Consider the following 15271-nt stretch of genomic DNA (forward strand, 5'->3'; position numbering starts at 1 on the left):
TTACAGCGCGCCCAGCTGTTTCATCAGCGTCAGGTTGTCCTCAATATGCCAGTTAGCCACGATCTTACCGTCAGCAATCTCATAAATATCCGTGGCGATGAAATCTATTTTCTGCCCTTTTCCTTTCAGCTTGCCAAATGTTCCGGTGAATGTGCCGTGAAAATGTAAATGCGAAACCACGCGATCGCCTGAAATAATCATTTGCTCAACGTCACAGCGTAAATCAGGCACGGCTGCACGAAACGCACGGGAAGCTAAAATAGCGCCTTCCGGCCCCTGCTTACGCCCTTCCGGAGGCGTTTTATCAATAAAGCTTGCCGCCAGGGCATTACGCGCCAGGGTTTCATTACCGGTATTCCAGAACGAGGCATATTCTCTGGCGACGGCTTCATTCGCCTTTAATTGCGCCTGTGGCAGGCTGGTGTCTGCAATAAGCTGTTTTGGCTTCACCCATTCTGCCTGGGCAGAATACGCGGCGCCCGACAGCCCAATAAAAAAAAGCGCCGCAAGAACGGGGCGTAAATATGTTGACCCCATGCCGGAGATACCGCCGATAATAAAGGTTTTATGGTTCATAATGTTTCCTCCTGCAGAGTGTACGTTGGGTAATCGGTATATCCCGTGGCGGTGCCGCCAAACAGCGTGGCGGGGTCGCGCACCTGAGCGAGAGGCAGCTGGTGCGCCAGTCGGTGGGGTAAATCCGGGTTGGCAATAAACGGCCGTCCGAAGGCAATCAAATCGGCATAGCCGGCAGCAAGGATCTTTTCCGCTTTTTCAAGGCTATAGTTCCCCGCGACGATAAGGGTTCCGCTAAACGTCTCGCGTAGCGATTGTCGGAACTGCTCTGGCACCTGCGGCGCATCGTCCCAGTCGGCTTCCGCCAGGTGGATGAACGCAATCACTTCTTGTTCACACCAGGCCGCGAGAGCGAGTATGGCTTCCGTCACCTGCGGATCGTTCATCCCGCGCTGGGTAATAAATGGGGAAAGGCGAATGCCCGTACGCTCGCGGCCAATGGCCTCGGCAATCGCGCTTAACACCTCCTGGGCAAAACGGATGCGGTTCACCAGCGTACCGCCGTACTCATCCGTGCGTTGGTTGGAGGTTTGACGCAGGAACTGGTCGATCAGATAGCCGTTTCCGCCGTGAACCTCCACGCCGTCAAAACCGGCCTGGACGGCATTCAGTGCCGCCTGACGATAGTCCGCGATGATGCTGTGAATATCCTTGCGCGAGAGGGTTCTCGGCTGCGGGCAGTCAACCATTTGGCCTTCGCCCTTTTCGTTCACCACCCACACCTGCGCGTCCGGCGCCAGTGCTGACGGGGCGACGGGCAGACCATCCTGATGAAAGCTGGCGTGCGACATTCGCCCGACGTGCCAGAGCTGCGAAAAAATCACCCCGCCCGCCTGATGCACGGCGCCCGTCGTGAGCTGCCATCCTGAAACCTGCTCAGGCGAATGGATGCCCGGCGTCCATGAGTATCCCTGGCCCTGAGGCGAAATCTGGGTGGCTTCCGTGATGATTAATCCGGCGCTGGCCCGCTGCCGGTAATACTCCGCCATCAGCGCTGAGGGAATATTTCCCGGCTGAAGGGAGCGCGCGCGGGTCATCGGCGCCATGACGATACGGTTCTTCAGGTCTTGCTGACCCAGCCTGTAACGTTCAAAAAGTGAGATACGTTGCATGTTTTCATCCCTTATGGTTTGGATGAAATCACTTTACAGGCGGCATCTGGTTTTGATAATTACGCTAAAAGCAGATGCACTTTTCGGAAAATATGAATAATGGGTAAACTCGAAGACATGGCGTTACTGGTGGAAGTGGCCGAGGCCGGCGGTCTTTCTGCCGCCGGGCGACGCCTGTCGCTTTCCCCCGCTACCATGACGGCCAGGCTGAAGGTGATTGAGGAGCGTTACCAGACGCGCCTGTTTCACCGCTCAACGCGATCCATCACGCTGACCCGCGCCGGGGAAGAGTTTTATCATGCCGCGCTGCGCGTGCTGGAAGAAGTGCATCACGCCGAGTCGTTACTGACGCAAAAGGAAGGCGTGCTCAGCGGCAACATTCGCCTTTCTGCCCCCTCGGACTTTGGCAGACAGTATCTCAGCCCCGCCGTCGTGGAATTCTCCCGACGCCATCCCGACGTTAAATTTTTCATCTCGTTAAGAGAACACGTTGAGGACCTGGTCGCTAACCGGCTGGATATGAGCGTGCGTTTTGGCAACCTGCCGGACAGCAGCCTTGTCGTCAGAAACATCCGCCCGAACCATCGGGTGCTGGTCGCCTCCGGGGAGTATCTTAACGAACGCGGTATTCCCTCCACGTTTGCCGATTTAGCTCAGCACCGGTGCCTGGCGCTTGAGTCTCAGGGCGTGGTGATGAACGAATGGCGCTTTGAAAAAGATGGAGAGGAAAGCGTCGTTCGCGTAGAGCCTGCCATGGTGTGCGACGACGGGGCATTGCTTCGTCAGTGGGCACTCAGCGGAGCTGGCATCGCGGGGAAATCTTGGTGGGATGTCAAAGACGATGTTGAAACCGGAAGGCTCACGGTACTGTTTGCCGACAGCTTCACCGGCTTTAGCCGATACGATCGCAAAGATGTCGGGCTGCAGCTTGTTTACCCCCAGCGCAAACTGCAGCCGCTTCAGGTCACGGCTTTTAGCCAGTTTTTTCTCGACTGGCTAAAAAAACATTAACGCAATAAACAGTGATACACTCACCCGATACAATTCATTATCCCGTCCGAACGGCTTATGACTGCAAATATTGCTTTTTTCGATTTCGATGGAACGATAACGTTTTCCGACACCTTCACCCCGTTTATTTATCGTTCCGTTGATGAAAAAACGCTACGGCGCGGAAAGCTGCGCCTTCTTCCTTACATCCTCGCCTATAAATTGGGCGCGTTATCGGGATCGGTTTTACGAAAAAAAGTGGTAAGAATAGCGTTAGCAGGCAAATCTGAAGCTGAATTAAAAAACGCCGGGCTTTTCTACAGTAAAACAGAAATTCCTGCCCTGTTGCGGGAGAATGCCATGAAGAAAATCAGCTGGCATAAGTCTCAGGGGGATACGGTGGTGGTGGTTTCAGCCTCGCTTGATTTATACCTTAAACCCTGGTGCGAGCAGAATGGGCTTGAACTCTTATGCAGTGAAGTGGCATTTGCAGGTGGAAAAGCAACCGGAGAATACAAAAAGGGTGACTGCAGCGCTCGCCTAAAAAAAACGAAGATAACTGATCATTATGATTTATCTTCCTACAACGTCATCTATGCCTATGGCGATACGAAGGAAGATTTAGACATGCTCTCTCTTGCCTCAAAGAAATTTTATCAGTGGAAAGAAATGGCCTGATCCCGACATGAGATATCAGAAAAACATCAAAATAAGAGGCCTTAGGCGGCAATAATTATTTTGTCGCCAAAATAAGAGATAGCGCGCATTTCGCTGACACCCTCAGGACTACCCTATGAGCGGTTTTCAGGAGGAACAAAACATGAAAAAGCTTCTGATCTGTTGTTTGTTTGGTAATACCGCAAACTCTCTCGCCAAAAAGATGCAGTCACTGGCAGAACGCGAAGGCTATCCGCTGATGATTAGCGCTGTTGGGCTGGATAACTTCGCCAGCGTCGCTCCCGCTTTCGATGGTTTCCTCATCGCGCCGCACATTCAGTACAAACTCGATGAGATAAAAGAAACGGTGGGTAATACGCGCTCAATCGCCATTATTGAGAGCCTGCCCTATGCCTCTCTCGATGCGAGGAAAGTATTGGATTTCGTGAAGGAAAAAATGCCTGAACTTGCTGCCTGAAATATAAGGCCGCATCGGTTTTGCGGCCTCCTCTCACCCGGCGATCAAAACGTGTCTACACAAGGCTGGCCGACCTTATTAAGGGCGTTTTTCAACCTGGCTCTGAGTTCAATTAACGCCGCTTCTTTCTCTTCAAGCTGCTGCAGCTTGTGGCGCAGAGACGCCTGTTTTTGCTGAGCGGTAAATTTGTCGTCAACCCAGACAGCCAAAACCTCTGAAATTTCAGCTAAGGTAAAACCCAGCATTTTGGCATGTTTGATCATGTTTAAACGCTGTAAATCGACGGCGGAATAGACTTTATAGTTATTGCTGCGATTGGGTTGCGGGATATTCTCTAACAGCCCCTGTCGCTCATAGTAACGCACCGTCTCTTTCGACAATCCCGTTTTCGCACACAGTTCACCAATTCGCATCGCGTTGCCCTCACCTTGTAAAAATCACGCTTGACCGTGTACCTAAGTGCACGGTTTATGCTGTGCAGCATACATTAGGGAAACGGGATTAAGCATATGAATTCTTTTGATTATACCGGAAAAATAGCACTGATTACCGGAGCCTCTTCGGGTATAGGCCGTGATTTTGCCCGGCAGCTCGCCGCCCGCGGCGTGGCGTTGATCCTGGTCGCCCGCTCCGAGCCAAAGCTGCAGGCGCTTGCCGTAGAGTTAGCCAGAAAGCACGGCGTCTCCATCACGATTATCGTGCAGGATTTAGTGAAGCCGGAAGCCATTCCCCACATTGTGGAACGGCTTGAAACCTTGAGGCGTGTCCCCGACATTCTGATCAATTGCGCCGGCTTCGCCACCTACGGGCCATTCGAAAAACTGTCGATCGACAGGCAGCGTGATGAGATAAACGTAAACTGCATGGCCCCCGTGGAGCTGACTCACGCCTTGCTGCCGGGAATGCTGCAGCAAGGATCCGGGGTGATTATTAACGTTGCCTCAACGGCCGCGATACAACCGGATCCCTATATGGCGACTTATGGCGCAACCAAAGCCTTCCTGCTCTCGTTTTCGAACGCGCTGTGGGGAGAATATCGTTCCAGGGGCATCCGCGTCCTGGCGCTTTGCCCCGGCGCAACGGATACGGCCTTTTTTGATGTAGTGAATGCTGAGGAGGCTTCGGTAGGGGAAAGAATGCCCGCAGACAAGGTGGTCACCCTGGCGTTGAAGGCCGTGGAGAGTAACCGTAACTACCTGATTACCGGATGCGGTAACTGGCTTCTGGGGCAGCTACACCGGTTCGTGACGCGCAGGCGTCTGGTGCTTATTGTTGAAAAAATATTGCGCCCGCGTTCAGCCTAAGCAAAAACGGCTCTGTTCAGCGCAAGGGAGTTGCGCTGAAATGCTCGCTTATCGCAGGCAGATAGATGCCATAGTGCACGAAAAACAGTGATACACTTACCGCACATGGTTGATCGTCCCGTCTGAACGGCGCATGATGAATGACGGTAACCAAATCTCAAAATGGTCACTCGTTGTTAATCGTAGCCTGTCACGCTAAGCTTAAATAATGACTAAAAATATGAATCCCCCATCATCACGTGGTCCCCTTGACCACGCTGTCAGAGAGCAAATCGTCGAAGCGGCTTTTGAGCACTTCGGCCACTACGGCTATGAAAAAACCACCGTCGCCGAACTGGCTAAATCCATCGGTTTTTCAAAGTCCTACATTTATAAGTTTTTCGATTCTAAACAGGCTATCGGCGAGGTGATCTGCGCTAACCGCCTGGAGCTGATCATGGCGGCGGTGCTTTCCGCCATTGAGGATGCGCCGTCAGCAAGCGAAAAACTCCGCCGCCTTTTCAAAGCGCTCACCGAGGCGGGAAGCGAGCTGTTTTTCCACGACCGTAAGCTTTACGACATCGCCGCCGTCGCCGCGCGCGAACAGTGGCCGTCGACAGAACGGTATGCAGAAAGCCTGATGAAGCTGATTGAGAGCATCATTATCGAAGGCAGGCAGGCCGGCGAGTTTGAAAGAAAAACGCCGCTGGATGAGGTCACTCAGGCTATCCACATGGTGATGTGTCCTTTTATCAATCCCGTTCAGCTGCAGTACAACCTCGAAATGGCTCCCACCGCGGCGGTGCTTCTTTCTTCACTCATTTTAAGAAGCCTTGCCCCCTAATTTGTGACCATTGACTTTTTTGGTCACTGGTCAGAAAATGCGGAAACCGTCCTGTTACGTCGAAAAGGTTTCCCCATGCTCAGGCTCACTTCAGCCCGCGTTGCCGTATGTCTCCTGCCGTTTGCCCTGGTGGCGTGCGGCGATATTTCCGCGAGTGACGATCCGCGCACCAAGCCACCGCTTGTCCGATCCGCATCCGTCGAGCTTGCGAACAACAGCGCCCGCGCCTTCACGGGCGTGGTGGTCGCAAGAACGCAAAGCGATTTAGGTTTCAGAGTTCAGGGAAAAATCCTTGAGCGACTGGTTGATACGGGGCAGACCGTCAAACAGGGCCAGCCCCTGCTGCGCCTGGATCCGATTGACCTGAAGTTACAGGCTCAGGCGCAGCAGCGCGCGGTGGATGCGGCTCAGGCGCGCGCGCGAAAAGCCTCCAGCGATGAGGCGCGCTATCGCGGACTTGTAGCGTCCGGCGCCGTGTCTGCCTCGGAGTATGACCAGATCAAAGCGGCGGCCGATACGGCCAGGGCCGATCTCAGCGCCGCCCGGGCGCAGGCCAGCGTGGCGCAAAACGCCACGGGCTATGCCGTACTGCTGGCGGATTCAGACGGCGTGGTCATGGAGACGCTCGCCGAGCCGGGTCAGGTCGTCAGCGCCGGACAGGTGGCGATCAGGCTCGCCAGAGCGGGACAGCGTGAAGCGCTCGTCCAGCTTCCGGAAACGCTGCGTCCTGCCGTCGGCAGCGAAGCGCAGGCCACGCTGTATGGCAATGAAAAACATCCTGTCACCGCAACGCTGCGCCTGCTGTCTGACTCGGCCGATGCCGCGACTCGCACGTATGAAGCCCGCTACGTGCTGGATGGCCTGCTGGCGAACGCGCCGCTGGGGGCGACCGTCACGCTGAACATTCAGGACAATAAAGCGGAAGGTCAGGTCATGCAGGTCCCGCTGGCTTCGCTCTATGATGCAGGAAAAGGTCCCGGCGTCTGGCGCATTTCCGCCCAGCCGGCAAAGGTCGCATGGACGCCCGTCAGGGTGCTGAGCGTGGGTGAAGATGCGGCGCAGGTCACGGGCGGCGTGAAGCCCGGTGAGAAGATTGTTGCGTTAGGTGCCCATCTTCTGCACGAAGGTGAGGTCGTCAGGCTTGCCGAGCAACGCAGTGCCGCCCTGGCGGAGAATACGCCATGAGCGGAAGCCGCTTCAACCTGTCGGCGCTGGCCGTCCGCGAACGTTCCATTACGCTGTTTCTGATCGTTCTGGTTACGATTGCCGGAATTTACGCCTTCTTTGGGCTCGGACGCGCGGAAGATCCGCCCTTCACGGTAAAGCAAATGACGGTGATAACCGTCTGGCCGGGCGCCACCGCGCAGGAAATTCAGGATCAGGTCGCCGAACCGCTGGAAAAACGCCTGCAGGAACTCAAATGGTATGACCGTACCGAAACCTATACCCGTCCCGGCATGGCGTTTATCACGTTGTCATTGCAGGACAAGACCCCGCCAGCCGAAGTGCAGGAGGAGTTCTATCAGGCGCGTAAGAAGCTTGGAGATGAATCTCAGCGACTTCCGGCGGGCGTCATCGGCCCGATGATCAATGACGAATTCTCGGATGTCACCTTTGCCCTCTTTGCGTTGAAAGCGAAAGGCGAACCGCAGCGGCAGCTGGTCCGCGATGCCGAAGGCCTGCGCCAGCAGCTTCTGCACGTTCCCGGCGTGAAGAAAGTGAACATTATCGGCGAACAGGCCGAGCGGATTTACATCTCTTTCTCCCACGACCGTCTGGCGACGATAGGGCTCTCACCCCAGGATATTTTCAATGCCCTCAACAGCCAGAACGCGCTAGCCGCAGCGGGTTCCATTGAGACCCGAGGCGCGCAGATTTTTATCCGCCTGGACGGCGCGTTTGATGAACTGCAGAAAATCCGCGACACCCCTTTTGTAGCTCAGGGCAAAACGCTCAAGCTGTCCGATGTGGCAACGGTTGAGCGAGGCTACGAAGATCCCCCGACGATGCTGATACGCAATCAGCATGAGCCCGCCCTTCTGCTGGGCATCGTGATGCGTGAAGGCTGGAACGGTCTGACGCTGGGTAAAGCGCTGGATACGGAAACGGCGAAAATAAATGATAGCCTGCCGCTGGGCATGTCCCTGACTAAGGTCACCGACCAGTCCGTGAATATTCGCTCGTCGGTCGATGAGTTCATGATTAAATTCTTCGTCGCCCTGCTTGTGGTCATGGTGGTGTGTTTTGTCAGCATGGGCTGGCGCGTGGGAGTGGTCGTTGCGGCGGCGGTCCCGCTGACGCTGGCGGTCGTCTTCGTGGTGATGGAAGCCGCGGGAATAAACTTCGACCGCGTGACGCTGGGCTCCCTGATCCTCGCCCTCGGCCTGCTGGTTGACGATGCCATTATCGCCATCGAAATGATGGTGGTGAAGATGGAGGAAGGTTACGACAGAATCAAAGCCTCGGCCTACGCCTGGAGCCACACCGCCGCGCCGATGCTGGCCGGTACCCTGGTGACGGCCATTGGCTTTATGCCGAATGGCTTTGCTCAGTCGACCGCCGGGGAATACACCAGCAATATGTTCTGGATTGTCGGCCTCGCCCTGATTGCCTCGTGGTTTGTCGCGGTGGTGTTCACGCCGTATCTTGGGGTGAAGATCCTGCCGGCGATCCCTAAAGTAGAAGGGGGTCATGCCGCCATCTATAACACGCCTCGCTATAACCGTTTTCGCCAGCTGCTTGTCCGCGTTATCGCCAGAAAATGGCGGGTGGCCGGGTCGGTGGTCGCCATTTTCATCATGGCCGTGCTCGGCATGGGGCTCGTTAAAAAACAATTCTTCCCGACCTCCGATCGCCCGGAAGTACTGATTGAGGTGCAGATGCCCTATGGTACCTCGATTGCGCAAACCAGCGCCGCTACCGCAAAAATAGAAGCGTGGCTGGGCCAGCAGCCCGAAGCCAAAATTGTCACGGCCTATATTGGTCAGGGTTCACCCCGTTTTTATCTGGCGATGGCGCCAGAACTGCCCGACCCGTCTTTTGCGAAAATCGTGATCCTGACGGACAGCGAGACGTCGCGCGAGGCGCTCAAGCTCCGGCTGAGGGAAGCTGTCGCCAACGGCCTTGCCCCCGAAGCGCGCGTGCGGGTGACGCAGCTGGTGTTTGGCCCGTACTCGCCCTTTCCGGTTGCCTGGCGCGTGTCGGGGCCGGATGTCGTGCAGGTGCATAACATCGCTGACAGGGTGAAAGCCGTGCTTCAGGCAAGCCCGATGATGAGAACCGTCAACACTGACTGGGGGTCGCGCGTTCCCGTCCTGCATTTCACCCTCGATCAAAACCGCCTGCAGGCGACCGGCTTGACCTCCAGTGCCGTTGCCGATCAGCTTCAGTTTCTGCTCTCAGGCGTGCCCGTCACCTCCGTGCGGGAAGATATTCGCTCGGTTGAGGTCATTGGCCGCGCGGCGGGAGATATCCGTCTCGATCCGGCCAAAATCGAGGGTTTCACCCTTGTCGGCAATGCGGGACAGCGCGTTCCGCTGTCTCAAATCGGCAAGATTGAGATCGGTATGGAAGATCCGGTCCTGCGCCGTCGCGATCGCACCCCGACGATTACCGTGCGGGGCGATATCGCTAATCATCTTCAGCCACCGGATGTGTCGGTCGCCATCATGAAGCAGCTTCAGCCGATTGTTGATGCGCTGCCGGCCGGATACCGAATCGACATGGCGGGTTCGATTGAGGAATCGGGCAAAGCCACGCAGGCAATGATTCCGCTGTTCCCGATCATGATTGCCCTGACGCTGCTGATCATCATTTTGCAGGTGCGCTCAATCTCGGCGATGGTGATGGTGTTCTTAACCGCGCCGCTGGGGCTGATTGGCGTAGTGCCCGTGCTGTTGATTTTCAATCAGCCGTTTGGCATTAACGCGCTGGTCGGTCTGATCGCCCTTTCCGGCATTCTTATGCGCAATACGCTGATCCTGATCGGTCAAATCGATCATAACCAGAGGGACGGTCTCGAGCCGTTCCAGGCGGTGGTTGAAGCGACGGTCCAGCGCGCGCGCCCGGTCCTTCTGACCGCCATGGCCGCCGTGCTGGCGTTTATTCCCCTGACGCATTCGGTGTTCTGGGGCACGCTGGCTTACACGCTAATCGGCGGAACGCTGGGCGGGACGATCGTCACGCTCGTCTTCCTGCCCGCAATGTATGCGATCTGGTTCCGGATCCGCCCTGCTGAACAACGGGTGCAGCACCCTGCAAAAACCGTGTAAACTACCATGAGTAGATAACACTTCTGAGGAAAGCATGGTTGTTAAGCGCTTAAGAAAAGAGGACCGCCGCGTGCAGCTGCTGGAGGTTGCGCGCGGAATCGTTCGTCAGCAAGGCACGGAGGCGTTGACGCTTGGCTATCTGGCCGAGCGGGCCAACGTGACCAAGCCTATCCCTTACGACCACTTTGGCGATCGTGAAGGGTTGCTGATGGCGCTGCACCAGGATTATAGCGACCGGCAGCTGGCGAAATTCCGCGAGACGCTGGCGGTCGACAGCAAAACGCTGGAGAAGACGATCCGCTTTTTCAGCGCCGCTTATATCGACTGCGCCATTACCGCCGGGCCGGAGACCGGCCCAATCGCCGCCGCGCTGTCAGGCTCCCACGCGCTGCAGACATTTCGTGAGGCATGCGTGGCCGAATGCGCCGACTGCCTGCGTACCGCGCTTTCCCCGTTCGTCGCGCTGAAAGGCGTTCAGGGAGAAGCGGTACTGACGGCCATCATCGGCGCGGCGGACGCGCTCAGCACCGCCGCGGGCAACGGCGTGCTCGCCCGGAACGTGGCGGAAGATACGCTCAGCGGCGCCATGACCGGCGTGCTGGAGACCTACGTAAATAGCACAAAATGATCGCTGGGGGCGGATTGACACCTAAGTTACCAATAGTAATATAGGCGTCAATTCTCACCCATTCGAGGTCGCTATGTCTGCTACAAATGCCATTAATAACGCACTGATCGTGACGGCTCATCCTGTCGACAATTCGTTATCCCATTCGCTGGCAGCCCGTATTGCCGGAAAATTACGCGAGCAAGGTACGCAGGTTGAAATTGCCGATCTGCATGCTGAAGGGTTTAATCCGGCGATGACCCGCGCCGATCTCGATTTGTATCACGGCGATCCGAGCGCCCTTCCTGAAGATATTCTGCGCGAGCAGCAGCGCGTCGAGCGAGCGGATATGCTGGTGTTTGTTTTCCCCGTGTACTGGTGGTCGGTCCCCGCGCTGTTGAAAGGCTGGTTCGATCGCGTATTAACCCTGAACTGGGCGTATAAGGTGGCCGACGATGGCCGGATTGTGGGCAGCTTACGCGATGTTCCCGTCCGCCTGATTGCCACCGGCGGCAGCGATCTCAGCGGATTCGACAAACACGGCTATTCGACGGCGATTCAGACGCAGATAATCGAAGGCGTGTTTGGCTTCTGCGGGTTGAAGAACGTTAAGCTCGATATCCTTTACCAGGCAGACACGGCGACGCCTGCCCAGGTTGAGGATTTTCTGCAGGGGCTCGAGAACCTTGAATAATCAAAGTCTTCTATCCTAAAAAATGTGCAACGCTTACGGCGCACCTACTTAAGTTGGTGTGTTGAAGCGCATATTTCACCTGCGCTATAACTGAACGTACTTTTTCGCCAATCGCGAAATAAAAACAAAGGTCACTAAATGGTTAAGTCAGTTCAGCCAACAACCACCCTCACCACCACCGGAACCTTCGGCGGTGCGAGAGTATCTGTAGCAAACGACTGACAAACAGAACCTCACTCCCCGCCGGCCTGGACGGGGAAATCTCTCTCCGTTCACCACCCTCTGAATGGAGAAAGAAAATGGTTTCATCTGACAATGCTCTCTTAATTATCGACATGCAGCAGGGCCTCTTCCGGGGCCCGGTCTCACCCTGTTCCGCCGATGTCGTTCTGGCAAATATCCGTTTGTTAATAGCAAACGCGCGCCACGCTCAGGTACCCGTCTTTTTTGCCCGCCATGTTGGACCAGACGACTCCCCCTTCTCAGAGAAGGGGCCGTTAACGCAGCTGATACCCGAGCTGGACGTGAAGGAGCAGGATGTTGTTTTCACCAAGCGCCATCCCAGCTGTTTTCGGGATACCGAATTGCTGCGTGAGCTTAATCAGAGAGGTATCAAACAGCTGGTCATTGCCGGGATGAAAACAGAATTTTGTGTCGACACCACCTGCCGGGCCGCGCCGGAGCTGGGTTTCAGGACGGTATTAATTTCAGATGCGCATACCACAATGGATAACGCACATTTATCCGCCAGCGATATTATCGCCCATCACAACAGCACGCTGGCAGGCCCGTTTGTGACGCTGTCGACTGCTCGTGACTGGCTTTTTAGTACGGTGAGTTGACTCAGGTGATCGCTGATCTCTTTACCCGGCTCGCCTTTCCGCGCGCCGGGCACATAAGAGAATAATTACAGGGTAAACCCACCGTCACCCACCTGTGCCTGAGCGTACCATTTCATCAGCTTCCCGGTGCCGGGCTCGTTTTCTGCCGGTGACCATGGGGCGGTATCATGCTCGGGCACGGGCTGATACCCCCCGTGTTTCACCTCAAAAATGACGCCGCCTTTATCCAGCGACAGCACGGCATGCCAGGTACCAGCATCCATCTCCAGCACTTTGCAGTCTTCACCTAACACCACGCGCCGGGTCACGTTACCGCCGTCATCAAAATTCAACACCAGAAAGCGACCGCTCAGCGCCGTCAGCAGTTCAAACGTGTGCGGGTGGCGATGAGGGCGAACATAGGTACCTGGCTCCATCGCGATAGCCAGGCGTTGTACCGGGTCGCTCAGCTCGGGATGTAAATTGCGGTGCGCGCGTAAGCGAGGGGAATTAGCCGCCTGCTCGCTTTGCTGCTGCAGGTCACTGAAAGTAATTTGTTTCATATACACCTTTGTTAATGGGGTCAGCGGGCGACAACCCGGTTGCCGCAGGACGTTATACCATCCTAAAAAGCCGATGAGCTATGGCGTTTGTGAAACAAAACGCTGCAACGTGAGGATGCGCGTGATCGCCCCCCAAAGCGCAACGTTGAGTAAAACTCACATTGATTCCCACTATTTATCGTTTTTAAAAATTGATGCACCTGAAATACCATCCATTCACCCCTAGGATAGAAAAATAAATAATACTAAGCCTGTATGGAGCACCTATGACACTCGATGTTTTATTCCCTGTATTGAATATTATCTCGCCTCATAAATATAGCCCTGATGCAAATGTGCATGAGCTGATAACGTTACTTTCAGCAGAAAAGGAAAGCTCAGAAGCGCTATCGCCTTTCATACATCGACTGCATCTTTTGGCTTTCGCCCAAAGCAATCCGGGTAACGCCGAAGAGTTGCTCTCAGCGCATTTACCAAAAGAGGATGGGATCCTTCCGCTGCTGGACTTTGCGGAGTGGCCAAAGGTGCGTTACGCCACGTCAGGCGAAGCTCAGACGCCTGAATCGCAGGAGTATTTCCGTGACATGACCTCGGCTGCCAATCTGTTACGCACTGCGCTGATCGACGCCGAGCGAGCAAAGGGAACGCCTGCGCTTTATATTCTGGATAAATTACTCAACCTGAACAGCGCATTGCCGGAGCGATATAAACAGATGGCAAATATTCCCTACGCATAAATACGCTCAATCTGCGGAATATCCCTCAATAAATATTCCGCTATTTATTAAACCCGATTTTCATCGTAATCAAGACAGACAATATCCAAAGAGGGCACCACTGGCGCATTAAGGTTAAGCCACGCCAGCAACTGTTCAATACTCTGTCTTCTGAGCGAGTTTTTCGGCCAGACAAGGTAGTAGCCATCGCCGGTTGCGATAGCTTCCCTGAAGGGCAGCGCGAGCAGGCCGCTTTTCAGCGCGTCGAGCGTGAGGCGGAGGTCGGCCATCGCCACGCCGTGACCGTGCATGGCGGCCAGGCTTCCCTGCTCCAGGGTGTCGAACACGATCCCACGACTTACGTCAAGCCCGGGGAATAACCCGGTTCTTTTCAGCCAGCGCTTCCAGTCCCGTCTGTCAGGAGAGGGATGGATAAGATCGCACTGCGCAAGCTGATGCCGGGCAGACTCAAGCAGCGACGGGGTACAAACCGGAATGAGCCATTCACTGAAGAGCAGCCTGCTTTCCGTTGACTCGCCGAAATAGCCATTACCGAGCAGGATCGCACAATCGTAGGGCTCACGGCTGAAGTCAACGGTGTCGAAGTCCATCCAGACGCTGGCAATTTCAATTTTTGGCTTCGCGTGGTTCTCGCGAAAGGATTTAAGCACATTCAGAAGCCACCGCATCGTCAGGGTGCTGGGGGCTTTGAGTCGCAGAAGATGATTTTCGCTTCTGAAGGCGCGACACGCCCACTCAATATTCGAGAAACTTTCGCTGAGCTGTCCGGCCAGAATACGTCCGGCATCAGTGACCTCCACTCGCGGCCCCTGGCGTTTAAAGAGCTCGCAGTCGAACCACTGCTCGAGCGTCCGGACATGCCTGCTGACCGCGCCCGGCGTGATATTCAGTGCTTCAGCCGCTTTGCTGAAGGAGTTCAGCCTCGCGGCAACTTCGAAAGCGCGCAGCGCATACAGTGGAGGTAAAGACATACGTTCCCTTTCTGTGAGGTTTAGCTATGCAGTGTTTGTATTATCGGCACTCGGTGACCTGTCGCTCAGGTCCTCAGATGAGAACGTCAGCAGCAGCTCCCTGAGCAGGGACTCAAGCTGCGCGCGCTGCGGCTCAGACAAGCTGCTCAGCAGCGCATTTTGGGTTTGTGTATGCACAATCAGCGCCTGTTCGATACGCTCCTGCCCGTACGGCGTCAGGCTTACGAGGGTGCTGCGCTTGTCATCCGGATCGGCAATTCGCCTGATAAGCCCTTGCTGTTCGAGATGGCTGAGCCGGTTCGTCATCGCCCCTGAAGTGATCAGCAGCGATTTATACAGCTGCGTGGGGGAAAGACAGTACGGCTCATCGGCTCGGCGCAGCGTGGCGAGCACGTCAAACTCGCCCTCGCGAAAACCAAACTGCGCCATCGCCTGCGCCCATTCTTTTCCCAGATGCTTCATCAGCCTGAGCATTCGGCCAAAAATTTTCATCGACGAGGCGTCCAGTTCCGGCATGGCGCGGCTCCACTGGCCGACAACGAAGTCTACATGGTCTTGCATTTTCACCCCTGATGGCGTGCGAATTTATCCTGTTGTGCGGTACATCTTACGCAAAAACACATTTTATCTTAACGTTAAGATAAATGCTCGTAGCAATTTGCCCGGG

Annotated in this window: 17 protein-coding genes; 11 read left to right on the top strand and 6 right to left on the bottom strand. The window is 55.5% G+C overall.

Translation table 11 applies throughout. From position 1 onward, the window contains the following. Together ACOTZB_RS02305 and ACOTZB_RS02310 are read right to left on the bottom strand one after the other, a co-directional pair. A complete protein-coding gene (locus ACOTZB_RS02305) occupies positions 1 to 537 on the bottom strand; it encodes an ester cyclase (protein ID WP_421626608.1) in 537 nt (178 codons plus the stop codon). A 35-nt stretch (positions 538 to 572) separates the two neighbouring features. Then, positions 573 to 1688 carry an alkene reductase gene (locus tag ACOTZB_RS02310; RefSeq protein WP_421626402.1) on the bottom strand — a complete coding sequence of 372 codons (1116 nt, stop codon included), beginning with the start codon at positions 1686 to 1688 and terminating at the stop codon, positions 573 to 575. Positions 1689 to 1787: 99 nt separating this feature from the next. On the opposite strand from ACOTZB_RS02310, the gene ACOTZB_RS02315 reads away from it, so the two are divergent. The 3 genes from ACOTZB_RS02315 (at position 1788) to ACOTZB_RS02325 (ending at position 3813) form a co-directional block, all read left to right on the top strand. Next, complete coding sequence (locus ACOTZB_RS02315; protein ID WP_421626403.1) at positions 1788 to 2699, top strand: LysR family transcriptional regulator; 912 nt, start codon at positions 1788 to 1790, stop codon at positions 2697 to 2699. 57 nt (positions 2700 to 2756) lie between these two features. Next, complete coding sequence (locus tag ACOTZB_RS02320; RefSeq protein ID WP_248237591.1) at positions 2757 to 3356, top strand: HAD-IB family phosphatase; 600 nt, start codon at positions 2757 to 2759, stop codon at positions 3354 to 3356. A gap of 142 nt (positions 3357 to 3498) precedes the next feature. Beyond that, a complete protein-coding gene (locus tag ACOTZB_RS02325; RefSeq protein WP_421626404.1) occupies positions 3499 to 3813 on the top strand; it encodes a PTS sugar transporter subunit IIB in 315 nt (104 codons plus the stop codon). Positions 3814 to 3857: 44 nt separating this feature from the next. Here the strand turns inward: ACOTZB_RS02325 and ACOTZB_RS02330 are convergent, their stop codons facing one another. Further along, complete coding sequence (locus ACOTZB_RS02330) at positions 3858 to 4226, bottom strand: MerR family transcriptional regulator (protein WP_421626405.1); 369 nt, start codon at positions 4224 to 4226, stop codon at positions 3858 to 3860. Between the two features lie 96 nt (positions 4227 to 4322). On the opposite strand from ACOTZB_RS02330, the gene ACOTZB_RS02335 reads away from it, so the two are divergent. The 7 genes from ACOTZB_RS02335 (at position 4323) to ACOTZB_RS02365 (ending at position 12354) form a co-directional block, all read left to right on the top strand. Further along, positions 4323 to 5117 (top strand): SDR family NAD(P)-dependent oxidoreductase, encoded by a 795-nt coding sequence (locus ACOTZB_RS02335; protein WP_421626406.1) that lies wholly within the window; start codon positions 4323 to 4325, stop codon positions 5115 to 5117. Between the two features lie 208 nt (positions 5118 to 5325). Then, positions 5326 to 5940: a TetR/AcrR family transcriptional regulator gene (locus ACOTZB_RS02340; RefSeq protein ID WP_126328458.1), complete on the top strand. Its 615-nt coding sequence runs from the start codon at positions 5326 to 5328 to the stop codon at positions 5938 to 5940. A gap of 75 nt (positions 5941 to 6015) precedes the next feature. Continuing rightward, a complete protein-coding gene (locus ACOTZB_RS02345; RefSeq protein WP_421626407.1) occupies positions 6016 to 7125 on the top strand; it encodes an efflux RND transporter periplasmic adaptor subunit in 1110 nt (369 codons plus the stop codon). Further along, positions 7122 to 10211 (top strand): efflux RND transporter permease subunit, encoded by a 3090-nt coding sequence (locus tag ACOTZB_RS02350; protein WP_421626408.1) that lies wholly within the window; start codon positions 7122 to 7124, stop codon positions 10209 to 10211. The genes ACOTZB_RS02345 and ACOTZB_RS02350 overlap by 4 nt, the downstream gene beginning before the upstream one ends. Positions 10212 to 10245: 34 nt before the next feature. Then, a complete protein-coding gene (locus tag ACOTZB_RS02355) occupies positions 10246 to 10839 on the top strand; it encodes a TetR/AcrR family transcriptional regulator (protein ID WP_421626409.1) in 594 nt (197 codons plus the stop codon). Positions 10840 to 10912: 73 nt separating this feature from the next. Further along, on the top strand, positions 10913 to 11512 hold the full coding sequence (locus ACOTZB_RS02360) for an NAD(P)H-dependent oxidoreductase (RefSeq protein ID WP_421626410.1): 600 nt from the start codon (positions 10913 to 10915) through the stop codon (positions 11510 to 11512). Between the two features lie 299 nt (positions 11513 to 11811). Next, positions 11812 to 12354, top strand: a complete 543-nt coding sequence (locus tag ACOTZB_RS02365; RefSeq protein ID WP_421626411.1) for a cysteine hydrolase family protein — start codon at positions 11812 to 11814, stop codon at positions 12352 to 12354. Between the two features lie 65 nt (positions 12355 to 12419). On the opposite strand, the gene ACOTZB_RS02370 is transcribed toward ACOTZB_RS02365, so the two are convergent. Beyond that, positions 12420 to 12896, bottom strand: a complete 477-nt coding sequence (locus tag ACOTZB_RS02370) for a WbuC family cupin fold metalloprotein (RefSeq protein ID WP_193804405.1) — start codon at positions 12894 to 12896, stop codon at positions 12420 to 12422. Between the two features lie 266 nt (positions 12897 to 13162). Here ACOTZB_RS02370 and ACOTZB_RS02375 point away from each other — a divergent pair, with 266 nt between their 5' ends. Then, positions 13163 to 13633, top strand: a complete 471-nt coding sequence (locus ACOTZB_RS02375) for a hypothetical protein (protein ID WP_193804406.1) — start codon at positions 13163 to 13165, stop codon at positions 13631 to 13633. Between the two features lie 47 nt (positions 13634 to 13680). On the opposite strand, the gene ACOTZB_RS02380 is transcribed toward ACOTZB_RS02375, so the two are convergent. Next, positions 13681 to 14604, bottom strand: coding sequence for a LysR substrate-binding domain-containing protein (locus ACOTZB_RS02380; protein WP_421626412.1), 924 nt, complete (start codon positions 14602 to 14604; stop codon positions 13681 to 13683). 24 nt (positions 14605 to 14628) lie between these two features. Beyond that, positions 14629 to 15165, bottom strand: coding sequence for a MarR family winged helix-turn-helix transcriptional regulator (locus tag ACOTZB_RS02385; protein ID WP_421626413.1), 537 nt, complete (start codon positions 15163 to 15165; stop codon positions 14629 to 14631). Positions 15166 to 15271 lie beyond the last annotated feature (106 nt).

Source organism: Enterobacter cloacae complex sp. SHL020 (assembly GCF_049236945.1).
GTDB lineage: Bacteria > Pseudomonadota > Gammaproteobacteria > Enterobacterales > Enterobacteriaceae > Enterobacter > Enterobacter dykesii.